Below are 26,795 nucleotides of genomic sequence, written 5' to 3'. Positions count from 1 at the left end.
TTGCTTTACACACTTACTACACGTATGTGGTGCAATATTTTGTGTTTTAAATTTAAAAGTTTACACGTAAACCAAGTAAAAACTCATGGCTTGCTGCACTGTCAATTTTAAAGCCATCGGTAAATGCATCTTGCCCCGTTTGCACGTCACCAAATTCAATGTATTGATACTCAGTGTATAACGACATAGTTTTAGTTATTTGATAGTTAACCCCTGCACCAATATTCCATGTAAATTCGGTTGAATCGTCATCAGCATACGCATCGTAATAGCCATCAACATTTCCATCGAATGCATCAAAGGCGCTAATGCCTGCACCACCTAATTTTGCAGAATAGCTGTTATCGGCAACCCCTAACCCCACTTTAATATAAGGCGTAAACGCGGTACTGTTATCAAAATCGTAAAAGCCTTCAATTGTATAAGTGGTAGTTTTTAAATCCCCCTTTAATACATACTGCTCACCTTCGCGTGCACCCACGCCAACTTTTGTATCGCTATAGTCAGTATCATGATAGCTAATACGCGCCTCTACTCTAAATTGAGGATTGAACTGATAACCTAAACCAATACTGCCTACACTGCCCTCACCGGCATCAAATTCAGATGGAAAATCGGCATCTACGGCAATATTGTTACCAATGGCTTGAGAGTCATTTGCTTGCGAACTATAGCCTACATGTGCAGTTCCATAAAACCCCTCTGCACTAGCTAAAGTAGGCGCGGTACACGCTAAAGCAATTGCTGCAACTATAGTTTTTTGTAATGTGTTCATTGTCATTCCTGATCTTTTTAACAACCAAATTATTGGGCTGTAAGGCTAATGTTGAATCCGCAGCTAATATAACTTTTAGATACACAAGCGAATAGATACAATAACGGCACAATACAATTCCGACTTTCAGAACAATGATTAACTATTTACGACACATGGCTATTTTTGCCAAAGTGGTTGCTGGCGGTTCATTTCGTATTGCAGCTAAGGAGCTTGGCATAGCACCTTCACGTGTTAGCCATAGTGTTTCTGACTTAGAACAGTTTTTAGGCGTCACTTTATTACATAGAACAACCCGTAAATTGTCGCTTACCCCTGAAGGTGAAAAATTTTACGCCCACGTAGAAAACATAACAAAACACGCAGAGGCAGGTTTGAACGAAATTAACTCTGTGGGTGATGAGCCTATAGGGTCTTTAAAAATATCGCTGCCCGCCTTTTTAGCAAGCTCCGAAATTTCAGCCGCGATAGCAGAATTTGTGCAAACCTACCCAAAAGTGAACTTGTCTCTTAATTACACAGACCAAGTAATAAATATAATGGATGAAGGACTCGATTTAAGTATTCGAGTTGGCTGGCTAGAAGACAGCTCACTCATGGCGCGTAAAATTGGAGAGAGTAAACGCTTTTTAGTTGCCTCAAGTAAGTACGCGAGTAAGCATCAACCCCCTACGCACCCAAACGATTTAAAACAGTGGGATTGGGTTCATTTTAGTATGCGCGGCAGCACTGTAGATTTTACATCCCCAAATGGCGAAGTGGTGTGTATTTGTGAAAAGTCGCGCGTAAATGTAAATAGTGCGCTTGCAATAAGTCACTTTGTATCTGAAAACTTGGGCCTTGGCATATTGCCCGAAAACCTAGTAAAAAAACAATTAGCACGAGATGAGTTCATTCACATTTTACCTAACTGGCAACTCAAGCCGCTTGGTTACTATGCGGTATGCCCAAATAATGCACGCAGAGAAAACCTAACACTATTATTAGTGCGCTTTTTAGCTAAGCGCGGTTTAATAACCGCAGAGGATTAAGCAAGTACCCCTTAAGTGAATATGTTATTATGGGCCCATTACTTTGCTTTATGCCTGCTATTACTTTGCTATGTTAAATCACGCTTCTTGTTTTACTTTATTTGATTGCTCTGTAGATTCTATAGCGCTTCCAGATAAATTTACGTTTCCGTTTTACTACCAGCCTCATCCGTTATCTGTTTTAGCCGCAACACAATTGCAGCAGCAACTTGAAACGCATTTACCGTATAACGAAAATGACAGCAGTAATACAGCAACGAATGATGGCAAAATGTTTGGTGTACTGGTTGTACAAAACCAGCAACAACAACTTGGCTTTTTAGCGGCGTATTCAGGCCAGCTTGAAAATTTAAATACCGATATAAAATGCGTGCCTAATGCATCTACAATGGCACTGGAAGATGTGAGTTATTTAAAAGAAAGTAAAATAATTAACGACATAAATGCGCAAATACACGCCCTAGAAAATGCAAGTACATTGAATAAATTAACAGCGTCATTAAATGCCGATAAAGCCGCGTTTGATCGGCAGTTACACGCTCAACAAAGCGTAATGCAAGCCAATAGAAAAACACGTAAAAAGGCGCGCAGTGCACTTGCAATTGAGCAAAGCCAAGCGATAACGCCTGAGCAACAAGCAAACTTGAATGAATTGGCCAAACAAAGCATAGAAGATAAAAAATACTATCAAAGCATAAAAGATCACTGGCACGACAAAATAACTCAGCAACAGCAGGCGCTTAATGCCCTACACGACGAAATAAAACAGTTAAAAAAACGCCGTAAAGTTTTATCTAAAAACCTACAAAAGCAAGTGTTTGCGCAGTACCAGTTTTTAAATGCAGAGCATGAAGTTAAAGATCTCAATGCCATATTTGCAGCATTGCCAGAGCATACTCCGCCATCAGGTGCTGGAGATTGCGCTGCGCCCAAGCTATTACAATACGCTTATCTTAATAATTTAAAGCCAGTGGCTATGGCTGAGTTTTGGTGGGGGCCCGCACCTAAATCGGCAATACGCCAACATAAAAACTATTACCCCTCTTGCTACAGTAAGTGCCAACCTATTTTATCGCACATGTTAAAAGGCCTCAACATAGAAGATAACCCGCTACTCGTTAACCCTGCTGAAGGTAAAACGCTGCCGATAGTCTATCAAGACGATGATATTGTTATTGTAAACAAGCCCAGTGAGTTTTTATCTGTACCAGGTGTCAATATTGAAGATTCTGTGTATTTACGTATTCAAACGCAATTTCCACACGCTACAGGCCCGTTAATTGTGCACAGACTAGATATGTCTACATCAGGTTTATTAGTGGTGGCGCTCAATAAACGAGCCCACAAAGCACTACAAAAGCAATTTATTGCCCGCACTATTGATAAACGTTACATTGCGCTGGTTGATGGTATTGTGCCTAAGGACAGTGGCAAGATAGAGCTGCCATTGCGACTTGATTTTGACGATAAGCCACGCCAGCTTGTTTGTTATAAAAACGGCAAACCCGCACTTACTACATGGCAGGTGCTTGAACGTAAAGACAATATTACACGCCTACAGCTCTACCCTAAAACGGGCCGCACTCACCAATTAAGGGTACACTGCGCTCATCACTTAGGGCTGAATATGCCTATTATTGGTGACACACATTACGGTAAAAAAGCCAACAGGTTACACTTACATGCCGAGTATTTGGCGCTAGATCACCCCATTACACATAAGCGTTTAACGTTCTGCGTAGCGCCCGATTTTTAATACCAATTCGCATAATTAAGTGATCTATTTTGAGGATGAAAAAACGTGTTGATAGCAAGGCAAAAAATTCGCTATTTAGTTGTTCTAAATGAGAATTTTTTAACGCAGATAGCGACACGTTTAGCCCCTAAAAATGATTAAATATTATTGCGAATTGGTATAACATAGCCTGTTAGCTTAAAAAGTGGGTTTAATTATCCCACTCTTTAAGTGCGTCTTTAACAAAACTGTAGCGCCAAGAATTAAGTAAATCAGGTTTAATATGATTTACCTTTTGCTCATTGGTGAGTTTCCAATTCCAGCTAATAAGCTGATTAATTTGCTTCTTAGAGGCCATTACATCCTCTGGTATACCCTGCTCTTTTGCTACTTTCGTAATTTTTTGTTTAATATCTTTAGCTACTTTTTTATAAGCCGGAAAATCAATTAAACGTTTAAGCACAGGCGGATGCTCATCAACCGGGAGTGCTTTGGCCTTTTCAATACACTTTAGTATTTCGACTCCAGAGCGGTTTACTTCCATCGACTCAACACCCGGAATTTGTCTTAGCGTATTTAAGCTCGAAGGCCCACGTTTAGCAATTTCCGTCATGTTGTGCTCTTTAAGCACAAAGTTAAGCGCTAAATTTTTACGAATAGCTTTATTACGACGCCATACAGCTAATTCTTTTAATACCGCGAGCTCGTGCGGTTTTAGTTGCCATGCGTTTTTTATATCTTTGTAAAGCAGCTCATCTGGGGTTTGAAAGGCGCGTTTATTTGCAATTAACTCGCTCTCATTTATGACAATATCAAATAACTCAGCTTTATTTATACGCTCAATTATTAGTTCAAAACAAGGCAGTAAATGAAACGTATCAGCGGCTGCATAATCGAGCTGCTTTTTAGTTAATGGGCGCTGTAGCCAATTAGTTCGCGATTCACTTTTGTCTATTTCTATGCCTAATAGCTCTTTTACCATTAGCGCAAAGCCCATACAGTTGCCTTCGCCTAAAAGCTGAAGAGCAAATTGTGTATCAAACAATGGAGCAGGTACAAAGCCTGCATACTTTTGAAATACTTCAATATCTTCTGAAGGTGAATGCAACACTTTCAGTACTGATGGATCTTGTAATATTTGCCAAAATTCAAATAACGAGAGTTCGGCAAGTGGATCTATAAGGGCGAGATGCTCGCCATCATATACTTGAATAAGTGCAACTTCAGGGTACAAAGTACGGCGGCGCATAAACTCTGTGTCTATGGCTAAAATAGGCTTGTTTTTTATTTGCTCAACAAAGGTATTGAGTTGATTTTGTGTTTCGATCAATTGGTATTGCACTTAATCTCCTACAATAAAAAAGCCGGCTAATGCCGGCTTTATTATAGTTTACTAATCTTTTAGGGCTCTTCTGAGAATTTTACCTACATTTGTTTTAGGTAACTCATCCTTAAACTCAACGAGTTTAGGCACCTTATAATTAGTTAAATTATCACGACAGTGATTTATTATATCTTTTTCAGTTAAAGAAGGGTCTTTTTTAACAACAAAAACTTTAACTTGTTCGCCACTTACATCGTGCGGAATACCAATAGCCGCTACTTCTAGTACGCCGTCGTGCATGGCAACCACTTCTTCTATCTCATTTGGGAACACATTAAAGCCCGATACAATGATCATGTCTTTTTTGCGGTCAACAATATAGAAGAAGCCTTCATCGTCGTATGTGGCAATATCGCCGGTAGCAAACCAGCCATCTTGCAAACATTCTGCAGTTGCATCTGGGCGGTTATAGTAACCTAGCATAACTTGTGGGCCTTTAACCCATAGCTCACCGGGTTCACCTTTTGCCGCTTCTTCTCCGTTTTCAAGCATTAGCTTAATTTCGGTATTAGGAGCAGGTAAACCAATAGAACCATTATAAGCTTCTAAATCGTACGGGCTTACAGTTACAAGCGGTGCACACTCAGTTAAACCGTAACCTTCCATCAATTTAGAGTTAGTCACTTTTTGCCACTTTTCGGCTACAGGACGTTGTACCGCCATGCCGCCACCTAATGACATTTTTAAATGACTAAAATCAAGCTCTGCAAACCCTGGCGTATTAAGTAACCCGTTAAACAGGGTATTTACACCGGTAATAGCAGTAAATTTATGCTGATTAAGCTCTTTAACAAATGCTGGCATATCACGTGGGTTTGTAATTAATACATTCAAACCACCGTATTTCATAAACGTTAAGCAATTAGCCGTTAACGCAAATATATGATAAAGCGGTAATGCAGTAACAACAACTTCAGTACCACGGTCTAATACTTTATCTAAACAGCCCGATACTTGCTCAAGGTTACCAACCATGTTGCCATGACTTAACATCGCCCCTTTAGATACGCCGGTTGTACCACCTGTGTATTGTAAAAAGGCCAGATCAGATAAGCTCATTTCTGGGCGCGTATACTTTGCAGGGTCACCTGCTAACACATCTGAAAACTTAATTGTATTTGGTAGGCTGTAGCTAGGTACCATTTTTTTTATGTATTTAACCACAAAATTAACGATATGCTTTTTAATACCACCCACCATGTCGCCCACTTGGGTAACAACAATGTGTTTTACATCCGTTTTTGCAAGTGCTTTTTCAAGCGTGTCTGCAAAGTTAGCCAATATAAAAATAGCTGACGCGTCAGAGTCTTTTAATTGATGCTCAAGCTCTCGTACTGTGTAAAGTGGGTTTACGTTAACCACCACACACCCTGCACGTAAAATACCTAAAATAGCGATAGGCGTTTGTAATAAGTTAGGCATCATTACGGCAACTTTGTCGCCTTTTTTAAGACCTAAATCATTTTGAATATACGAGGCAACACGTTGTGTCGCTGTATCTATTTCATCATACGATAATGTTTTACCCATATTCGTAAATGCAGGTAAATCTTTGTAATCGGTAAAACTTTTTTCGAACACTTCGAGTAACGAGTTGTAATGCTCAGGATCGATTGTTTCAGGCATACCTTCTGGGTAGCGCTTAAGCCAGATTTTTTCCACTCTTAGCCCCTGTTTATAATTATATTTTTATTAACCTTAATCTAAGTAAGGCACTTTAACAATTGAGCAAATACTCTAATGCAGGAATAATCCCACATTTGGCGCTAATTTACAATTAACATGCACCATTTTGCAGCATAAAGGCTTGAATATGCTCAAAACATAACCCACTGCTTTGCATATGGCAATGATGCCCGCCATCTACATTAATTACCTTCAAGTTGTTGTAATAGCTAATATACTTGGCCAAATTTTGTTTTACAAACGAATAGCCTTGGTTACCTAAAATTAATTGGCTTGGTGCAATTAATTGTTTTATTGCACCAATACATTGCGCTTCATCAAACCTAAAACCTGAGTGATTTTTAAGCTTAGGGTCTGTTGTTAACTCATACCCTAGTTCACTTTGCTTAATATTACGACTCATCAATAAGGTGATCAGTTCGTTATTTAAATCTGTTGTATTTGCACGCGCTTCGATAATCGCTGATTGCGATTTATAAACGCGCTTTTTTTTATTGTAGGCGCGCTCTCTGTTCAGTATCGCCCCTTTTAATTGCTCACATACTTCATCACTGGGGGTTGTAACACAGCCAATCCCTTCAATAAAGGTAACTGAATGTACATACTCACTAAAACAACTTGCAAATAAACCAGCCACCATTGCGCCCATTGAATGGCCGACTAAATGTACCTTTTTTGCCCCTAAGCTCTTTATAAGTTGGTAGACATCGTCAATATAATCAACAAAATAATAATGAGCGTCCTGTGCACGCCAATCAGATAGCCCATGCCCAGCAAAGTCAACACAATACCAAGTATGCTGCGGATTAACTTTATCTAGCATAGGTGTAAAACTATTACTGTTATCTAGCCACCCATGCAAGGCTATAACCAGCTCATCGCCAGTGCCTTTTTGTAAGCCACGCAATGTTATATTTCTTGTTTTTATTTCAAATGGCTGCAACAGACACCTCTTTTTAACGTGCGACATTATTTATAACATACTAGTTGTCAGACCTCTAATACCAAAAGTTTTTATATTTTTTATATTTATAAAGACCACTTTATTTGTAAGGTTAACTTTTGAATTTTAATTATGTATTTAATTTCAACAACTTAAAATATTTTAAGTTTCATTAATTCAATAAATAATTACAAACAGAGCTTAAATACTCTTCAGGTAGGTAATGTATACCACTATATTCATTACACTATAATTAACATAAGCTAAAAAAATGGCTGTATTGTTTTAGTGACAATTAGCCAAACCTGTTTATATACTTTGCTTTTTATTCTTACTTCATTTCATTATTATACGAGGGCGTATTGAACTTTGTGGATTGAAACTTGTTCAATCTACGGGCGGTTAAATCCTGGTACGAGGTTTGTAACCTTGTGGGCTGAGTAAAAACCTAGCAAAAAATTTAATCGCCTTAGAAAGAATTTTTGGGCAGCGCATGTTTGGTATTTATGCTGCAAATTCAACACGCCGTAACCATATACAATTGTGGTGCCATTTAAACAGCACATTCATAGGGATAAAAATGAAGAACCAACTTAGCTTATTAGCGCTTTTATGTGCATCTACCAGTGTTTATGCAAGCGATGCACCTAAAAATGTAATTTATATGATTGGTGACGGGATGGGTCCTGCCTATACAACCGCTTATCGTTATTTTAAAGATGATCCAACCACCAAGCAGATTGAAACAACCGTATTTGATACTATTTTAACAGGCATGGCGCGTACTTACCCTGACGATCACACTTATGTTACCGACAGTGCTGCAGGTGCAACCGCACTGAGTAGCGGCCATAAAAGTTATAATGGTGCTATTGCAGTCGATACAGACAAAAAGCCCGTTAAAACCATGTTAGAAATAGCAAAAGAACGCGGTATGACAACAGCATTAGTGGCTACCTCGCAAATTAACCATGCCACCCCAGCTAGTTTTGCTACACATAACGAATCACGTCGAAATTACGATGCGATTGCTAATGAGTACATAGATAACAAAATTGCCGGTAAACTCCCTGTTGATTTAATGCTAGGGGGCGGTACGCAGTATTTTATTAGAGAAGACCGTAACCTCGTTGATGAATTTAAAGCAGCTGGTTATCAATATAGCGATGATATAAAAAACCTTGGTCAGATCACACAAGTACCGGCACTTGGCTTATACGCCCCAATGGGCCTGCCGTTTGCGCTTGATGCTAATTCAAACCACTTAACGCAACTAACAGCTAAAGCATTTGATTTACTCGACGGCCAAAATAACGACGGCTTTTTTGTCATGATTGAAGGCAGCCAAATTGATTGGTGTGGACATGCTAACGATGTAGCCTGTGCCATGGCCGAAATGGATGACTTTGCACAGTCGATTGAAAAAGCAAAAGCCTATATTGATAAAAACCCTGATACTTTATTAGTGGTTACTGCAGATCATTCAACTGGTGGGTTAACCCTCGGTGCGCACGGACAATATAAGTGGGATACAGAAGTTATTAAAGGCGTTAAAGCAACAGCCGTTGAGCTAACAAAGCAATTACTCGCTGCTGATGACCTAGAGCCTATTTGGCGCGCCAACACAGGTATTGAATATACACCGGCTAATAAAGTAAAACTTGAACAAGCGAAAAAAATGGACGAAACAGCGCTTAATTTAGCCATTAAAAGTATTATTAGTGATGCCAGCTTTACTGGTTGGACAACAGGCGGACACACCGCTGTAGATGTACAAGTATTTGCCTACGGTAAAGGCAGTGAACACTTTAACGGTGCTCAAAATAATACAGATATTGCCGATAAACTAATTGGCTTTATTAGACAGTAGCCATAAGCTTACGCAAAAAGCCCGAACCAGTGTTCGGGCTTTTTATTTTTTACTATTACGGGGGCTAAGCGTATATATCGACGCCTATTAAATCTTGTACTTCGGCGCGACGCTCTAAATTTGCAAATTCTGTATATGTTGAAATTGCTTTACTCACCATTGCGCTTGGTTGGTCATAAATAGTTTGGCTGTACTTTGCGTTACTAGTGCTTTGACTAAAGTATTGATTAGCAAGCTCTACACCCGCTTTACTAGTTTTTACATAATCTGTGTTTGTTTTTTGACTGGCGCTATCATCCGCTAAACCTTGTGGTTTAGAGGGTATAATTTTTGTAGAGGTAACCTTTGCAGGAATATCTCCCGTAAAAAAACCAGCGCCAATTGGCAAAGTCATAGATAACTTCCAACAACAAACATATTAAAAATTATGATTTAAAAACACTCAATTTGCAACTCTTGTGCTTATTCGCGACCCGGTAGTTTTTTCCATGTTACTGTATCGCGCACATATTTAGGTTGCGCATCGCTTGCTTTAACAACCTCGCCCTTCAAAAAGGCCGTGTCTACATGGCTAAGCATATAACGAGCATCTGGCAAAGTAATGGCTGTATTTATGGTTATATCGCTAACGTTTTTAAGTGCATCAGGGTAACTTTTAAATCCCGTGCCAACGGCAATCGCGTGTAACTCTTCACTGTTTATATGCTCTTTGCTTAATAACTCTGGTTTTATAACACACTCTTCATTTACCAACTCCATGCGTGCATTATTTACCTGGTATTGGGCAAAATAAATTTCTCCCATGCGCGCATCTATAGCTGAATACACTACTGGTGCCTGCGTTTGTTCGTACGCTTGCTGGGCCATAATTGCCAAGGTTGATACGCCCACTAATGGTAAATTGGCTGAATAAGCTAACCCTTGTGCAATAGCAACACTAATGCGTACACCGGTAAAGCTACCTGGCCCTTGGCCAAAGCCAATAACGTCTAAGTCTTTTAATTTACACTGTGCTTTATTAAGAAGCTCATCAACTAAAGGGAGTATTTTTTGACTATGTTGCTGTGGGCATTCTTCAAAATGATGAAATGTTTGCCCCTCAAAGTGTAAAACTATAGATAACGCTTCGGTTGAGGCGTCTAGGGCAAGAATATTACTTTTAATCATTTTAGTACTCTAGTTAATGTGTTTTAAAAATGTGTTTGCATCTTCTAAGCTTCGCGTGCGGCGCATCGGCGGTAAGCTTTTTAAAAATACTTGGCCATATTGGCGCGTTACTAATCGGTTGTCGCAAATAACCAGCACGCCTTTATCTTTGTTATCTCGTATTAAACGCCCCACGCCCTGCTTGAGCGCTATAACAGCTTGCGGTAACTGTATATGAGCAAACGGGTCTTTGCCTTGCATTTGGCAATCTTGCATTTTGGCTTGCAGTAATGGGTCATCCGGTGCTGCAAAAGGTAACTTGTCAATAATAACACAGCTTAGCGTGCTACCACGTACATCAACCCCTTCCCAGAACGAGGCAGTACCTAACAATACCGCATTACCATGGCGCGTAAATTTTTCCAGTATTATACGCTTAGACATTTGCCCTTGCATATAAACTGGGTAGTCCATTTGTGTGGTTAACCCCTCAGCCACCAAATGCATCATTCGGTAACTTGTAAACAGCACAAAGCAACGCCCTTTAGCCGATTTAATCAGCTCTAGGGTTAATTTTATAATTGCATGAGGCATGTTCTCTGCGTGCGATTCAGGCAAATATCGTGGTAAGCATAAAAGCGCCTGATTAGGATAATCAAAGGGGCTATCAACCATCATACTTTGCGCAGGAGTAATACCTAAACTTGCATTAAAGTGATCAAGCTTATTATCAACCGATAACGTGGCTGAGGTAAATACAAACCCTGCACCGGTGTCTTTCATCATTTGAGCAAATTTAGCAGAGACATTAAGTGGCGTAATATTAACCGTTAAATAGCGCCGCGTGGTTTCGTACCAATAGCTAAAGCCCGTTTGTGCGGTATCAAAAACACGCTCTAACTGACCTTTAAACGCTAAAGTGCGCTCAAACGGGTGCTCTATTTTATCACTGCGCTCTAGGCACAGTTTTAATACCTGATAAACAAAGTCTAAATCGCTAATTACCCGATGCAGCGCTGCGCAAATTAATTTATCGCTGAGCTTTTCGCGCCAATCTCCTCGGCTACCATCTACACCAAACTGTAAACGTAAATCAGCCACACTGGTTTCTAGCTTATTAAGGCTTTTTCCAAGCTGCAGCATATCGGGAATTTCTGCACGGTAAATAGCGCGTAAATCGTTAATTAAATCCACCAGCTTTTTAGTGCTAATACTTTCACCAAAGTAGTCACTAGCAATTTCGCTAAGCTGGTGTGCTTCGTCAAAAATATAAGCGTCGGCGGTGGGCATAAGTTCGGCAAAACCGGAGTCTTTTACTGCCATATCAGCAAAAAATAAATGATGGTTTATAACCACTACATCCGCTTCGGCTGCATTTAAACGCGCTTTGCGTATATAACATGATTGAAAGTCTGGACACTCTTTGCCTAAACAATTATCGGCTGTCGAATTAACATAGGGCAGTACCTTGGCGTCTTCTTCAATACCAATACAATCGGCTAAATCACCCGAGTGTGTTTCACTGGCAAATTTTGCAACCATAGCAAGTTGATGCATTACATCAGGATCGTCTGTTGGTACATGGGCTACATGTTGGTTTAGCCTATAAGTGCACAGATAATTAGCGCGCCCTTTTAACAATGCGGTTTTTTTAGATGCATTAAGTGCTTTTACTAGCTGAGGTAAATCGCGGTGGTATAACTGCTCTTGCAAGGCCTTAGAGCCTGTAGAGATAATTGTTTTACCTTTAGATTTAAGGGCAGGCGCTAAATAGGCAAACGTTTTACCTGTACCAGTGCCCGCTTCAACCACTAACTGCGTGCTATTTTTTAATGCATCGTTAACGGCAACGGCCATATCAATTTGAGGTTGGCGAGGCGTGTATCCATCTAAAGATAACGCTAACGGCCCGGTTGCACTAAACAGCTGTTTGATAATACCAGTCACTTTACAAAAAATAATAGCGAGATTTTACGTAAGCCTGGCTATAAGGGCAAGCCAATTGAAATTAGAATTTTGCAAAGGGGCTCACACCCCTTTACACGTTATTGTGCATTTATAGATAACGTGACATTGCTGGCATTGCTATACCCTTTTAAATCGATATACCAATTACCTGTTTGTGGCGCAGAAAACGAACAGGTTTCGCTATTGCCATTTTTATATGGCCTGCACAAGTACTCAGAATCACTAGAAGGAGTGCCAAAGTTTACATATAAATCAGCATCGCCACTGCCACCAGACATTGTTATATCTAATGATGCGTACTGCGTATTTAAACTTTGGCTAAAGCGCTGCCAGCTCCCAGCAGAAACATTTATGTTTGTAATGCTCCGATTGATAGGCTCAATACTCCCCCCTTCATTGTAACTTCCGGTTAGGGATACATTTTCTATCGCATTCCATGCGTGTACCATCACATAGTAAACTCCTTCACTAGAGGGATTAATATCGCAACGTTCATTACTACTTGAGGTAGTGCTTTTACAATCATAATCGTTCAGCGTAGGTGCTTGATTGTAGCGTACATATAAGTCTGCATCGCCTGTGCCCCCAGTCGTAATAAAATTTAAATTGCTCGCACTTTGTGGCACAGCTAATGTGTAAATAAACTGCTCTTTTGCAACCCCTGTGATCCCACTAAGTGTTTGCCCATTGGTTAATTGGTTATTAGTAGGAGGCAAAGTATCGCCGGCATTTTTTGCCATTTCGGCAACATAACTTACTGCCAACTTGGCGAATTTACTGGCATGTTGAGCATCAAACTGGTTATCGTTTTGGGTGTGAATAAGCGGGTTTATATCGCCCATTTTTGATTCAAAAGGCATAGAGGCTGCAAACCCTTGCTGATACCATGACGCATGATCAGAACAACCATAACCACACTGATCAAATCCATAATTTAATTGCGGTAAGTAGGTATCTAAAAGCGCTGCTAAAAACTGATTTTGTGCATTGTTAGTGTAATCAGTCATCATAACTATATCTTCAAGGCTGCCATTATTGCCTGTCATATCAAACTGCACCATGCCCACTACATTTTTACCCTGCGATTGGTAGCTGCTTGCAATATCACTTGAACCTCTAAGGCCGACCTCTTCCGCTGCAAACGCCATAATTTGAATCGTACGCTGTGGTTTGTAATTAGTTTGTACAATCGCGCGCAGCGCCTCTGATAGCACAGCAATGCCTGAGGCGTTATCATCAGCACCGGGTGAACGTCCATTGCTTGGGTTTGACTGATTTATCGAATCAAGGTGGCCGCCAATAATAACAATTTCATCTGCTTTTTCATTGCCTTCAATTGTCACTATAACCGACGATTGCGCCCAATTATGCGGGTAATTTGCAATGCTAATATCACTGCGACTTTGCGCTATTTGTTGCCAATATGTGTTTAACCAATTTGCAGCATCTATCCCTGTTTGTGAGGTGTAATAACGATTATTAAAACTGGTTAAAGAGTTAACAGTGCTATCGAGGTTAACGGTGCTAATTGATGACATTAAATTTTGTACTGTTTGTTCGTTATCAATAGAATAACTAAATGCTAATGTATTTTGTATAGTATGCGCCGCGGCTAATTGTGTTGCGTAACTGCTCGCCTCTTGCCATGAATCATGTGCCACAAACCCACCGCACCGATTATAATTGTGGTGCATAAATTCGCTTAGATTATTTACCTGATCAGCAGGTATATTTACCAAGTCTATATTTTCAAGCGCACTTGTTGAGCGCTGTGCAAAGGGCAATCTTTGTACTAATCCATGCTGGGTATACTCATAATGTGCCGCTGCAGTTGAATCTATGCTTACCCACACTTTGTTTGTTTCACTTTGTGCTACAACGCCCATTGTAGTAAATAAGCTCAGTGCACTTAGTAGTTTAAAAGGTTTCATTGGTATTCCTTATAATTGGCAATACTGGTATCCATAAAATTAAAAAAGGGGCACTAGGCCCCTGGTATCAATGTTTAATTAGCAGACACACTCAGTGTTACTCCGCTTGCATTACTGTACCCTCTTAAATCTAGGTACCATGTACCTGATTGTGGGTTATCAAACGAACACGTTTCACTGTTGCCATTTTTATAAGGTCTACACAAATAAGTTGACGTACTCGACGCTGAACCATAATTTACATAAAGATCGGCATCGCCACTTCCACCAGAAATAGTAACGGTTAAATTACTATAGCCCGCTCCTAAGTCTTGAGTAAACCGAGCCCAGCTATTAGTTGAAACACTAATATTAGACTCGGTTATGTTAATCGGTGTGACACCTCCTGTTGAATTGTTAAAACTCCCAGTAAGCGATACATCAGCTATAGCATTCCATGCTTCTACCATTACATAGTAGGTGCCTGCTTGAACGTTCGAAATACTGCAGTTTTCGGTGCTTGAAGAGGTGGTACTTTTACAGTCATACGTATTCAGTGTTGGTTTACTTCCAAACATTACATATAAATCTGCATCGCCCGAGCCACCAGCGGTATTAAACTCAAGATCTGTTGCCCCCGCTGGTACATCGAGTGTAAAAAACATCTGCGCTTTTGCAGAGCCGCTGATCCCCGTACGTGCCACTTTATTTGTTAACGCCTCATCCGTAGGCACAGGCGTGCTCGAGCAATCGCTCCCTGCACTTAGGTTTGAACTAACTCCCACTGCCGCCAATGCAGCTTGTACATCGCTTGGGTTGTAATTTAAGTCACACGCAGCGTCCATAACGCCGTTACCAGCTAAATCCCAATTTGTACTCGCACTCCAATAAAGCTGATTCGCACGTGCCATGACTACAAATGCTTTTTTAGTATCCCAGCCGGATGTAGTAGCAAGGTTATAAAATGCTTTGTTAAATACACCCGAGCTATAGTGCACATCCATGCCAGAGGTATAACTACCTTGATTATCTATAGAGCGTCCATCCTGTGATGGGTTATTCATATAGCGAAGCGCGCCATTGCCTTTAAAAATATCTTGCCCGACTAACCAATCGTTAGTGCCTTTCATGTAATACTCAGCCGCTTCACCAGCCATATCAGAAAAAGCTTCATTTAAGCCACCCGACTTACCGCTGTAAATTAAGCCAGAATTCTGTTCGGTAAAGCCATGGCTTACCTCATGCGCCGATACATCAAGGCTTACGAGTGGGTAAAAAGTGCTTTGCCCATCGCCAAAGGTCATTGCGCTGCCATCCCAAAATGCATTTTCATAATTACTTGAATAATGTACGCGCATTTTTAACTGAAAACTTAGCGGTGGCGACCCCACCCAGTCGTTATACATATTAAAAATAACGTTACCAAAATAATGAGCATCGTTAAGCGGCGAATAAGCCCCATTTATCTCTTTTACTGTATTCTCAGGGCAAGTAAATGAATGGGCAGCAGAGCCACTTGTGCCGCCATTGAGATTTATAGTTCTTACATTGGCATTATCCATAACACAGGTGTTACCAGATTGAGACACATCTAGGTTGCTAAAGTCAGTACCGTAAATGTATTTACCTGTTTTGAGATTCCCCCCTGGTCCCGTAGCATCAGCATGTTGTAAGTTATCGTAGCTGAGCAAAACCTCACCGGTATTAGCATCGATTATTTGATAAGGACGTGATGGCGATTTGCCGTAGGTTACATACGATACTTCATACACCAAATGCGCCTTACTTTGTTGATCAACCCAAATCGCTAACCTTGATTTCTCATTGTGTTTTTTTAAGCCTTTAGTTTTTGCAGCTATGCCTACATTTTGGCTTTGAAGCATGGCTTGTTTTACAGATAATTTAGCGCTTACATCGTTTATATCGCCTTCAATATCGTACACCGCAGCGCCATGGGCTTTTTTAAGCATGCCATTTTTAAATGTAAGGCTTAAAGTGTCACCAATTACTGGTAAACCTTGATATGTTTGCTGATAACGGCGAGTTACTTCACCGTTATTACTTATAAACTCTTTTAATACAACTAACTCGTTCCTTACACTTAACCCAATCAAGTCTTTAGGGCTAGTAAATAAAATGGATGCCGAATTTGATTGCATCATGTTATTTAAAGCCGTTTGTTGATTTAGGTATTTCTTGTTCGCAGCTACTGCATCTGTTGCTTGAACCAAGGTTAAAGCAGCAAAAGTTGCTAATGTGATTTTTGATAAATTCACGTTTACGCTCCGTCAAAATATTTAGTTTGTAGTGGATTTGTATTAACCGGAACTACTTGTACCCGATTGAGGATCAAGCTTATGTTACAAATTTGAGTTATGAAAATTAAACATTTAATTTACAAGTAAAGTATTAGGAAACGTAAGAACAACAGAAATTACAGTAGGTTAAAAAACACACAAAATCAGTAAAACCTTAAACAGATACAAATTGTATACATATATTTACACTATTACACCCGCAAAATAGCCGCGTTTACTTTATTAAATTAACGGCATTAATCAGCCATTACGTTGCCTAAGCAACCTCATGTTAATCTCTTCATTACAAGCAATAACACCAGTAAATTTGCATTAACTATATGTCTCCTAAAGACATAAAATAAGTGCTAAAAGCCCCATAAATACTGTGACACAGCCTAGTCACAGGAGTAATATACGGCTCGTTTAATTCGCTCTTTTTTGTTCTCTAAAAAAAATTTAAGGTTAGCCAATGAATGCTTGGTATCTCATTTGTTTTCTCTCTGCTATCGCAATTTTTATTGCTTATGCAAACCAGTATGTTCTTAAAATGCAAACAACGATTGCTATAACAACGGGCTCGGTTGTTATATCGTTGTTATTAATTATTTCAGTTAAGTTATTAGGCGATACAACTGCATTAGAGATGACGCAAATTGTAGCCAGTATTAATTTTAATGAATTGCTTTTAAAAGGCATGCTTGGATTTTTGTTATTTGCAGGTGCTTTAGAAATTAACCTGTTGGCACTGCGTAAACAACGATGGGAAATAACCGCTTTAGTTTTGTTCTCTACCGTAGTCTCTACTTTTTTAATTGGCTATTTAAGTTTTTATATTTTTGCCGCTCTTGGCTGGCCCGTCCCTTTTATTTATTGTTTACTTTTTGGCGCCTTAATAAGCCCAACCGATCCAATTGCTGTACTGGCAATTATTAAACAATTACGCGCCCCTGAAGGTATTTCGGTACAGGTAGAAGGCGAGTCTTTATTTAACGATGGTATTGGTTTGGTAATTTTTACTACGCTGTTTTCTGTTGCATTTTTTGGCACCGATGCCAACCCAGCCGACATTGCAGAGCTGTTTTTTGTTGATGCCATAGGCGGGATCGTGTTTGGCTTAGCAATGGCCCTTGTGGGTCACTTTTTAATAATTAACTGTAAAGATGTAAATATACGCCTATTAATAACCTTAACCATTCCAACTGCGGGTTTTGCCGCTGCCAATGTATGGGAAATATCTGGTGCGCTTGCCATGGTAACCAGTGGTATTATTTTAGGTAATATTACTCGTGCAAAAGCAACCGAGCGCACAGGGCCTGAAAACACGCGCTATATTAAAGACTTTTGGCACGCCACCGACAGCTTTTTAAACGCTTTGTTATTTTTGATTATTGGTATGCTGATTGTCACTATGCCAGTAACAATGGGTGAAATTGGCTTAGGCCTTGTTATGATCCCTGCTATTTTATTAGCACGTTTTATTAGTGTTGGTGCGCCATTTGTAATATTTAAGCGCTTTAAAAACTACGACAAACACAGCGTTAAAATTTTAACTTGGGGTGGTTTACGTGGCGGTTTAGCATTAGCTATGGCTGCAGCTATTCCTCGTGATCAAGTATTTATATCAGGCAGTGATCTGCATGATTTAATCGTTATTGTGACCTATGTTGTGGTTATATTTTCTATTATTGTGCAAGGTTTAACTATCTCTCCTCTCATTCAAAGTAGTATTAAATCAGCCGAGCAAAATCACTAAGTTTTCTTTATTAAACCCGCAGTCTATTCACTGCGGGTTAGTTATTTATGGGGGATTATTTTTAGCACGGTTTTATTTATTTTAAGCGTAATAAAAATAGTTTTAATTTTAAATGTTTTTTATAGAGCTAACTATGTCCAGTAAGTATACAAGTGTTTTTTCGTTATTTTATCGCATTACACGTCGCCACGTTTTTCTCTTTCCTTTGTTCTTACTCACTTTTTTATGTTTTTCTACTTTTGCCTCAACGCCTTCTGAGCAAGCTAAAATTAAGCAAATATCACAACTTGCAGAGTACGTAGGGGTTGATTACGTTGGCGCGGTGCAAAAAGGCGAGGTACTTAGTAAAGACGAATTTCAAGAAATGTCTGAGTTTGCAAATTTAATAAGCACGCTAGCCACTCAGTTAAGCAGTGCTAATAATCAATACAGGCATATAAAAATACAAGCTGGCGCCTTACATAACGCCATTATAAATAAACAAAGTGTACAAAGTGTTCGTGCTGCGAGCTCAAAGCTTAGGGAGTCTTTGCTTGAATTTATGCCGCAGCTTTCTTTACCTTCATCTTTATTACCCCTAAAACAAACAAAGGCACTTTTTGCAGAAAACTGCTCTATATGCCATGGCATAAATGGACAAGGTGATGGACCACTTGCTAAAGGTTTAATACCACAGCCCACCAACTTTACGGATAAAGAGCGAGCCACAAATCGCACAATTATGGGATTATATGAAGCTGTATCCAATGGCATAGACGATACGCCAATGGTTGCTTTTAGCCAATTTAATGAGCAACAACGTTGGTCACTCGCCTTTTATGTAGGCAGTTTAGCTTTTCAAGATATAACGAAGCCGCAACACAATAACCAGACAATCAGCACTTCAGACATCATTAATCTTAACCCTGCGCAGCTTTCACAAAATCAATCCCCTACCCAAGTTCAATTTATTAAGTGGCTACGCGGTAATCCAGAACACTTATTTAAAAACAAAGCTCAGCCACTTAGCGTTGCACGCTCGCAACTTATTGCAGCGCAAAATGCACATGCTAATGGTGAATATGCAAAAGCCAGCGAACTGGCTATCAGTGCCTATTTAGATGGCTTTGAGCTGATAGAAAATAACTTAAATGCATACGATGAAAGCTTGCGTAAAAGCATTGAAGTACAATTGATGAACTTACGTAACACATTCAAAAATGAAAAAAACACCGAGCTTGTCAGTGCGCAAGTTAATGCTGTACTTGCACAATTAACAAAAGCAAACAACCTACTTAATGACACCACACTCAGCGATGGCGCCTTGCTATCAGCCAGTTTAGTTATTTTGCTGCGCGAAGGCCTAGAGGCACTATTAGTTGTTATTGCGCTAATGACCTTACTTATAAAAACCAAACGCCAGGATGCGCTTAAATACGTTCATATTGGCTGGGTATTGGCCCTCATAGCAGGAGGCTTAACATGGGCAGTAGCGCAAACATTAATACAAATAAGTGGTGCAAGCCGCGAAGTTATGGAAGGTATAGGCGCCCTATTTGCAGCTATTATTTTGCTATATGTTGGGGTGTGGATGCACAGTAAAACCAGTGCTCAGCAGTGGCAGGCATATATTCAGCAAAATATTAATACGCGATTAGAGTCTGGCACACTGTGGGGGCTCGCGGGCCTCTCGTTTATAGCGGTATATCGTGAAGTGTTCGAGACGGTATTATTTTATCAGTCGTTATTAACGCAAAGCTCGCAAGCACAGTATTCATCGGTTGCGATGGGCTTTGCATTGGGTGTGGTTTTATTAGCGCTTATTGCATGGGTGTTAGTTAAATATTCGATTAAGTTACCTATTGCTAAGTTTTTTGCGTATACAACGTATTTAGTATTTGCACTTGCCTTTGTATTAATGGGTAAAGCTGTCATTGCATTACAAGAGGCTGATTTAGTCGCGATTAGTGTAATGCCGATAAACTTTGATATTGCACTACTGGGTTTAAAATCTACGTGGCAAGGCTTTATAGCGCAACTTACCGTAGCTGTTATATTTAGCTTTTACATTATTAAAGCTAAAAAACGCTAGCAAACACATCCTTAATAGTAAAAAGTTGTACGTGGCTTTTTACTATTAAGGGTTTAGCTCATGCCCACGTATCTAAATGTTTATTCCCTTCGTCATCTACAGTAATTGCTTTTTCATTAGCTGCACTTGCACTTTTCTTGCCCTGCGCCTGCGCTAATCTTTTTTTGTTGAGCGTCTGCTTTTTTTCATTTTCAAGCTTAATTTTTTGCGCTTGCGGCATATTTTGCACACCTGCAATATGAAATGTACTTTTAGGCTCAAGCTCTAACCGTGAAATTTTCCCTAAAAAAGGGATCATTATATCCATACTCCCCTCCTTAACTTGTTTATTAAAAATTAGATAAATTGACCAACAAAGCCCAATTTGCCTACAATTTAAACATTAAAACAACTAAAAATACTGTTTAGCTCTCAATATTATCGGCAGTTATAAGATATGCTTTAATTTGGTAAAAAAAAACTTGCCTTAGCTAGACGGTTTATGTTTTTATGAATGCGAAATTTATTGAAACAGATTAAAGCTTAACGCTCACTAAATAGCGGTAAGCAAAATAGGATACAAAAATGCGCTTAAACCTGACAACAGTACATCATCACCACCATTCACCGGAATAACCTGTCAGGTCTTTCGCTGAGAGGTTATTCCTAAAAGGAACCTCTGGCGATTCAAAACACATTGATTCATTTTCGCCCTGAGGTTCCCCTCGGGGTTTTTAGTTTTTAAATTAAAGGAAAATGAATAATGAGTAACACAAATCGTCTACGTATCGCCATCCAAAAAGGCGGTCGCCTGTCTAAAGATTGTCAAGATTTACTAAAGCAACTAGGTGTTAAATTAAACCTACGTGAGCAACGCTTAATTGCACACTCAACCAATATGCCAATTGACGTACTTCGTGTGCGCGATGACGATATTCCGGGCTTAGTAATGGACGGTGTTTGTGATTTAGGTATTGTTGGCGAAAACGTACTAGTAGAAGTACAAGCCGAACGCGAACGCCAAGGTGTACCAAGCGAAGTTAGCAAACTAGCAAAACTAGACTTTGGTTACTGCCGCCTTGCACTTGCATGGCCACAAGAGCTTGGCCCACGTGATAAAAGCTGGTTTGAAGGCAAACGTATTGCAACAACCTACCCAGAAATTTTAACGCAGTGGTTAAAGCGCGAAGGCATTAATGCAAGCACTGTAATGCTTACAGGCTCAGTAGAAGTAGCCCCACGTGCCGGTCTTTCAGATGCAATTTGTGATTTAGTTTCTACCGGTGCAACGCTTGAAGCGAACGGCTTGATTCAAGGTGATACAATTTTAGAATCAAACGCGTGTTTAATTCAAAATAAAGACCTGCAAGATGAAGACAAACTAGCACTAATCAATAAGCTTATGCCGCGCCTTCGTGGTGTTAAACAGGCTAAAGAAAGCAAATACATTATGCTACACGCGCCAAAAACTAAACTTGATGAAATTTGCGAAATTTTACCAGGCTCTGGCCAACCTACTCTACTTGCACTTGCTGGTAACGAAGAGTACGTAGCGCTACACATGGTAAGCAGCGAAACATTATTTTGGGAAACAATGGAGCAGCTTAAAGCCCTAGGCGCTAACTCTATTTTAGTAATGCCAATTGAAAAAATGATGGAGTAAGTACCATGCTTCGTTGGAATGAGGAATCTTCACAAGTACAAGCAGCGGCGCTAATGCGCCCTGCGGTTTCTGCCAGCGCAAAGGTTGAAGCTATATGCCAAACAATTATGAGCGATGTGAAAGAGCAAGGTGATAAAGCCTTACTTGATATGGCTAAAAAGTTTGATAATAGAGCTAACCCTCGTTTACGTGTACCGCTTGATGAAATAAACGCATCAGAGCAGGCACTAAGCGCAGAGCTTAAATACGCAATTGACACCGCTTATGCAAACGTTAAACGTTTTCACGAAGCGCAATTGCCTAAAGATATTAAGTTATCAACCCAACCTGGCGTTGAATGTGAACTGAAATATCAGGCCATCGAAGCTGTGGGTATTTATGTACCAGGTGGCAGTGCTCCACTGCCATCATCGGTTATTATGCAAGGTGTACTTGCACAATTAAGTGGTGCAAAAACCGTCGTACTTGCAACACCTGTGCAAGGTGATGAAAGCATTAACCCTGCGATATTATATGCAGCTAAGTTATGTGGCATTACAACTTTAATTGAAAGTGGTGGCGCAGGTGCTATAGCCGCAATGGCCTACGGCACCGAATCAGTGCCTAAAGTGAACAAAATTTTTGGCCCAGGTAATAGCTTTGTAACGATGGCCAAACAGCTTGTTGCGCAAACAATTCCTGGTATGGCAATCGATATGCCTGCAGGCCCCTCTGAAGTATTAGTGATTGCAGATGAGCGTGCAAATCCAGAATTTATAGCCGCAGATTTACTCTCGCAAGCTGAGCACGGCGCAGACTCGCAAGTAATTTTATTGTGTAACAGCGAAAGTATCATTGAGCAAACGCAGCAGGCACTTACACTCCAGCTTGCTAAATTAAGCCGCAAAGATACAGCCGAGCAAGCTTTGGCTAATTCATCACTTATTTTAGTCGACTCTGTTGAGCAAGCATTTGACGTATCAGCGCAATATGGCCCTGAGCACTTAATTTTGCAATTAGCAGATTCAACACCTTACTTAGATAAAGTAAAAAATGCAGGCTCGGTATTTGTTGGCGACTACACGCCAGAATCAGCGGGCGATTACGCATCGGGTACTAACCACGTGTTACCTACCTACGGTTACAGTGCAACCTATTCAAGCTTAAACTTGCTTGATTTTTTCCGCACTTACACTGTACAAACTATAAGTAAAATTGGCCTAACACAGCTGTCAAAAGCTATTTTGCCACTAGCAGATGCAGAAGGCCTTGATGCACACGCAAATGCGGTTTCAATTCGTTTAGAGGCAATTAAAAATGAGCAATGAGAGCGCACAAGCGACTAGCTTATTACCACAAAATATTGCAGCCCTTGCTGCCTACAGCTCTGCTAAAAGTGAAAAGCTAACAGGGTCAACGTGGTTAAATGCCAATGAAAGCCCGTACGCTAAAAATATTGAACTGAGTATTGAAGATTTAAATCGCTACCCAGATCCACAACCGCAATTGGTTATTGACCGCTATGCTGCGTATGCAGAGCTTGAAAGCGAAAACGTATTAATGACGCGCGGCGCCGATGAAGGCATTGAGCTTTTGGTACGTACCTACTGCGAACCTGCAAAAGATAGCATTGCGTTATTTTTGCCAACCTACGGTATGTACAAAGTAACCGCTGATACGCACAACGTTGCAATCAATGGCTTAACCCAAGCGTTATTACTTGATGGCAGTGTTGATGAAATAGTTGAGGCAGTGGACAGCTCAAAATTGGTGTTTATTTGTAATCCAAATAACCCAACCGGTAGCATAACCCCCCTTGAAAAAGTAAAAGCACTGGCAACAGCGCTTGCCGGTAAAGCCTTAGTTATTGTTGATGAAGCCTATATTGAGTTTTGCCCAGAGCAAAGTGCTACAGCGCTGATTAACGAATATAGTAATGTAGTGGTACTGCGCACTTTATCTAAAGCGTTTGCGCTTGCAGGGTTAAGAACCGGTTTTACACTTGCACAAGAAAGTTTACTTGCCCCTATTCGTAAAGTGATTGCGCCGTATCCGATATCGGGTGTGGTAGCAAGTATTGCAGCACAAGCCATAGCGCCTGATGCAATTACATCAATGCGCCGACAAGTGACTATTTTAAATAGTTTAAAAGCTAAGCTTGTACAGTGGTTAAACGCATCCCCAGCTGCATTAAAAATTCTCACTGGTGAAGGTAACTTTGTTACCTTAAAATTAGCCGACAAAAACTACTTTAAAGTAGCACTTGAACAAGGTTTAGTGATGCGCGCGTTTACCCTATACGGTGAAGACGATTGGCTTCGTATCTCCATTGGTAATGAGCAAGAACTTGAGCAAGTAAAAATTTGGTTAGATGGCCTTGATAAGCCAGCAACCTCACCTCTTTTATCAGGACAAGAAGTATCATGAGTAACCCCTATTTATTTATTGACCGTGACGGCACCATAATTGAAGAGCCAATCACCGACAAACAGGTAGACAGCCTAGAAAAATTAGCGTTTTTACCTGGTGTTATCCCGGCATTATTACAGTTACAAGCCGCAGGGTACCGCTTAGTAATGGTATCTAACCAAGATGGCTTAGGCACAGACAGCTTCCCGACTGCTGACTTTGATATAGCACAAGATAAAATGATGGACATACTGCAAAGCCAAGGCATTAGCTTTGATGAAGTATTGATTTGTCCACACTTTGACGAGCAAAACTGTGATTGCCGTAAACCTAAAACAGGTTTATTAACTGAGCTTATGCGCTCTGGCAAAGTTGATTTAGCTCGCTCATACGTGATTGGCGATCGCCAGACCGATATTGGCCTTGCTCAAAACTTATGTTGTGAAGGCATTTTGTATGATGGTAGCTGGCCTGCCATTGTTACAAAGCTTACAACTGCCAATCGCGAAGGCCGTGTTACGCGTAACACCAAAGAAACCCAAATTGATGTAGCCATAAACCTAGATCAAACTAAAAACGGTAGCATTGAAACAGGCCTTGGCTTTTTTGATCATATGCTTGATCAAATTCGCACCCACGCCAACATTGGTCTAAATATTAAAGCGAAAGGCGATTTACACATAGACGAGCACCACCTTGTTGAAGACATTGGTATTGCCCTAGGTGTTGCGCTTAAACAAGCGCTGGGTACTAAATCGCAAATAGCGCGCTATGGTTTTGCGCTACCTATGGATGAGTGTAAAGCAGAGGCACAAATTGATTTATCGGGCCGCGCTTCATTTGTATTAAACGCTAACTTTAGCCGCGAAAAAGCCGGCGATTTAGACGTACAAATGGTTGAGCACTTTTTCAAAAGCTTAAGCGATAATGCCGCTATTAGCCTTATTTTATCGGTGAGCGACGGTAACTGTCATCACCAAGTAGAAGGCTTATTTAAAGCGTTTTCACGTGCCCTTCGTATGGCAGTAGCACAAGACACGACCCAACAAACAGCCAGCTCTAAGGGATGTTTATGATTGCCATAATTAATACCGGGTGTGCCAATATAAATTCAGTTCGTTTTGCCTTTGAACGTTTAGGTCAAATGCCAACAGTCATTACCTCACCAGAGCAATTAGCTGGTTTTGAGCGTGCAATATTACCAGGCGTTGGACATGCATCTGTTGCCATGAAACGCCTTGTAGATAACGGCTGGCAACAAGCTATAAACGAATACCAGCGCCCTCTTATGGGTATTTGCTTAGGTATGCAGTTACTGTGCGAAAGCACCGAAGAAGGTAACGTACAATGCTTAGGTAAAATACCAGGCCAAGTAAAAGCCCTTGATGTTGGCAGTTTAACGTCGCCGCATATGGGTTGGAATAACTTAAGCATTAATAAAGAGCATGCACTTACTAAAGGGTTAACACAAGACGAGCAAGTGTACTTTGTACATAGCTTTGCGCACACCGTAAACGATGCAACACTTGTAAGCGGCGAATACGGCCAAACCTTTTCAGCCATTGTTGCAAAAGACAACTACGCTGGCATGCAATTTCACCCAGAGCGCAGTGCAAAAGTAGGCACACGTTTATTACAAAATTTTGTTGATTGGCAGTTATAAACGGCCCATTAACCAACAATAAAGAGATTATTTGTGATTATTCCAGCATTAGACGTATTACAAAATCAAATTGTTCGTTTATACCAAGGTAAGTACGACACCGCTCAGTTTTACCCTTTTGAGCTTGGCGCACGGTTAAAAGAATACGCCGACAGCGGCGCAGGTAAATTGCACCTTGTAGATTTAGAAGGCGCACGCGATCCAAGTAAAAAACAGTGGCAACATATCCAAGCTGCAACGAAAGCGCTTAACGTACCGTATCAAGTGGGCGGCGGTATTCGCTCAGAGCAAGATGTAAGCGATTGGCTAAAAGCCGGTGCTAACCAAGTTGTTATTGGTTCTATGGCGGTAGAAAAACGCGAGCAAGTAAAAGCCTGGATTGAACAATTTGGCGCCGAGCACTTTGTTATTGCCCTTGATGTAAATAAAACAGCCACGGGCTGGGCACCTGCAACCCATGGTTGGTTAAGTGAATCTGAGTTTGGTTTACTTGAGCTTGTAGATTTTTATGTAAGCTTGGGCGTTATTGA

At 40.4% G+C, this 26,795-nt stretch carries 21 protein-coding genes; 11 read left to right on the top strand and 10 right to left on the bottom strand.

What is annotated here, in order from left to right; translation table 11 throughout:
* Positions 1–52: 52 nt before the first annotated feature.
* Positions 53–775, bottom strand: a complete 723-nt coding sequence (locus B2R65_RS00105) for an outer membrane protein (RefSeq protein WP_286739900.1) — start codon at positions 773–775, stop codon at positions 53–55.
* A gap of 134 nt (positions 776–909) precedes the next feature.
* On the opposite strand from B2R65_RS00105, the gene B2R65_RS00100 reads away from it, so the two are divergent.
* Positions 910–1,806, top strand: coding sequence for a LysR family transcriptional regulator (locus B2R65_RS00100; RefSeq protein WP_286739897.1), 897 nt, complete (start codon positions 910–912; stop codon positions 1,804–1,806).
* A gap of 70 nt (positions 1,807–1,876) precedes the next feature.
* Entirely contained in the window at positions 1,877–3,562 is a 1,686-nt protein-coding gene (locus B2R65_RS00095) for an RluA family pseudouridine synthase (protein WP_286739894.1), read from the top strand.
* A gap of 190 nt (positions 3,563–3,752) precedes the next feature.
* Here the strand turns inward: B2R65_RS00095 and rnd are convergent, their stop codons facing one another.
* From rnd to B2R65_RS00080, 3 genes are all read right to left on the bottom strand, one after another.
* The gene (gene rnd, locus B2R65_RS00090; RefSeq protein WP_286739891.1) at positions 3,753–4,883 is read right to left on the bottom strand and encodes a ribonuclease D; all 1,131 of its coding nucleotides are present in this window, start codon (positions 4,881–4,883) and stop codon (positions 3,753–3,755) included.
* Between the two features lie 51 nt (positions 4,884–4,934).
* Entirely contained in the window at positions 4,935–6,587 is a 1,653-nt protein-coding gene (fadD, locus tag B2R65_RS00085; protein WP_004586367.1) for a long-chain-fatty-acid--CoA ligase FadD, read from the bottom strand.
* 115 nt (positions 6,588–6,702) lie between these two features.
* Complete coding sequence (locus tag B2R65_RS00080; RefSeq protein WP_286739886.1) at positions 6,703–7,554, bottom strand: alpha/beta hydrolase; 852 nt, start codon at positions 7,552–7,554, stop codon at positions 6,703–6,705.
* A 580-nt stretch (positions 7,555–8,134) separates the two neighbouring features.
* On the opposite strand from B2R65_RS00080, the gene B2R65_RS00075 reads away from it, so the two are divergent.
* The gene (locus tag B2R65_RS00075) at positions 8,135–9,424 is read left to right on the top strand and encodes an alkaline phosphatase (protein WP_286739883.1); all 1,290 of its coding nucleotides are present in this window, start codon (positions 8,135–8,137) and stop codon (positions 9,422–9,424) included.
* A 64-nt stretch (positions 9,425–9,488) separates the two neighbouring features.
* Here the strand turns inward: B2R65_RS00075 and B2R65_RS00070 are convergent, their stop codons facing one another.
* The 5 genes from B2R65_RS00070 to B2R65_RS00050 form a co-directional block, all read right to left on the bottom strand.
* On the bottom strand, positions 9,489–9,818 hold the full coding sequence (locus tag B2R65_RS00070) for a hypothetical protein (protein ID WP_286739881.1): 330 nt from the start codon (positions 9,816–9,818) through the stop codon (positions 9,489–9,491).
* A gap of 68 nt (positions 9,819–9,886) precedes the next feature.
* Positions 9,887–10,591 carry a tRNA (adenosine(37)-N6)-threonylcarbamoyltransferase complex dimerization subunit type 1 TsaB gene (gene tsaB / locus B2R65_RS00065; RefSeq protein ID WP_154944697.1) on the bottom strand — a complete coding sequence of 235 codons (705 nt, stop codon included), beginning with the start codon at positions 10,589–10,591 and terminating at the stop codon, positions 9,887–9,889.
* Positions 10,592–10,600: 9 nt separating this feature from the next.
* A complete protein-coding gene (locus B2R65_RS00060) occupies positions 10,601–12,517 on the bottom strand; it encodes a DNA repair helicase YoaA (RefSeq protein ID WP_029772969.1) in 1,917 nt (638 codons plus the stop codon).
* 98 nt (positions 12,518–12,615) lie between these two features.
* Positions 12,616–14,469, bottom strand: a complete 1,854-nt coding sequence (locus B2R65_RS00055) for a M20/M25/M40 family metallo-hydrolase (RefSeq protein ID WP_286739875.1) — start codon at positions 14,467–14,469, stop codon at positions 12,616–12,618.
* Between the two features lie 74 nt (positions 14,470–14,543).
* Positions 14,544–16,724 carry a M4 family metallopeptidase gene (locus tag B2R65_RS00050; RefSeq protein ID WP_286739873.1) on the bottom strand — a complete coding sequence of 727 codons (2,181 nt, stop codon included), beginning with the start codon at positions 16,722–16,724 and terminating at the stop codon, positions 14,544–14,546.
* Between the two features lie 493 nt (positions 16,725–17,217).
* On the opposite strand from B2R65_RS00050, the gene B2R65_RS00045 reads away from it, so the two are divergent.
* Positions 17,218–18,501 (top strand): cation:proton antiporter, encoded by a 1,284-nt coding sequence (locus B2R65_RS00045; protein ID WP_256846251.1) that lies wholly within the window; start codon positions 17,218–17,220, stop codon positions 18,499–18,501.
* Between the two features lie 133 nt (positions 18,502–18,634).
* Positions 18,635–20,572 (top strand): cytochrome c/FTR1 family iron permease, encoded by a 1,938-nt coding sequence (locus B2R65_RS00040; RefSeq protein ID WP_286739869.1) that lies wholly within the window; start codon positions 18,635–18,637, stop codon positions 20,570–20,572.
* Positions 20,573–20,630: 58 nt separating this feature from the next.
* Here the strand turns inward: B2R65_RS00040 and B2R65_RS00035 are convergent, their stop codons facing one another.
* Entirely contained in the window at positions 20,631–20,879 is a 249-nt protein-coding gene (locus tag B2R65_RS00035; protein ID WP_004586377.1) for a hypothetical protein, read from the bottom strand.
* 435 nt (positions 20,880–21,314) lie between these two features.
* Between B2R65_RS00035 and hisG the strand changes: the two genes are divergently transcribed.
* The 6 genes from hisG to B2R65_RS00005 all read left to right on the top strand — a co-directional run.
* Entirely contained in the window at positions 21,315–22,214 is a 900-nt protein-coding gene (gene hisG / locus B2R65_RS00030) for an ATP phosphoribosyltransferase (RefSeq protein WP_004586378.1), read from the top strand.
* Between the two features lie 5 nt (positions 22,215–22,219).
* Positions 22,220–23,521, top strand: a complete 1,302-nt coding sequence (gene hisD, locus B2R65_RS00025) for a histidinol dehydrogenase (RefSeq protein WP_286739848.1) — start codon at positions 22,220–22,222, stop codon at positions 23,519–23,521.
* A complete protein-coding gene (gene hisC, locus B2R65_RS00020) occupies positions 23,511–24,620 on the top strand; it encodes a histidinol-phosphate transaminase (RefSeq protein WP_286739846.1) in 1,110 nt (369 codons plus the stop codon). The genes hisD and hisC overlap by 11 nt, the downstream gene beginning before the upstream one ends.
* Positions 24,617–25,678 carry a bifunctional histidinol-phosphatase/imidazoleglycerol-phosphate dehydratase HisB gene (gene hisB, locus B2R65_RS00015; RefSeq protein ID WP_024031732.1) on the top strand — a complete coding sequence of 354 codons (1,062 nt, stop codon included), beginning with the start codon at positions 24,617–24,619 and terminating at the stop codon, positions 25,676–25,678. The genes hisC and hisB overlap by 4 nt, the downstream gene beginning before the upstream one ends.
* A complete protein-coding gene (gene hisH / locus B2R65_RS00010; protein ID WP_286739837.1) occupies positions 25,675–26,265 on the top strand; it encodes an imidazole glycerol phosphate synthase subunit HisH in 591 nt (196 codons plus the stop codon). The genes hisB and hisH overlap by 4 nt, the downstream gene beginning before the upstream one ends.
* Before the next feature lie 33 nt (positions 26,266–26,298).
* Positions 26,299–26,795, top strand: a 497-nt coding sequence (locus tag B2R65_RS00005) for a HisA/HisF-related TIM barrel protein (protein WP_286739836.1), incomplete at its 3' end; no start/stop codon positions are given.

The organism is Pseudoalteromonas sp. UBA2102 (assembly GCF_002331165.1).
In the GTDB taxonomy this organism is placed as follows: Bacteria; Pseudomonadota; Gammaproteobacteria; order Enterobacterales; family Alteromonadaceae; genus Pseudoalteromonas; species Pseudoalteromonas atlantica.
Note: the sequence above shows the minus strand (reverse complement) of the source record. Positions and strands in the feature narration are given on the sequence as shown.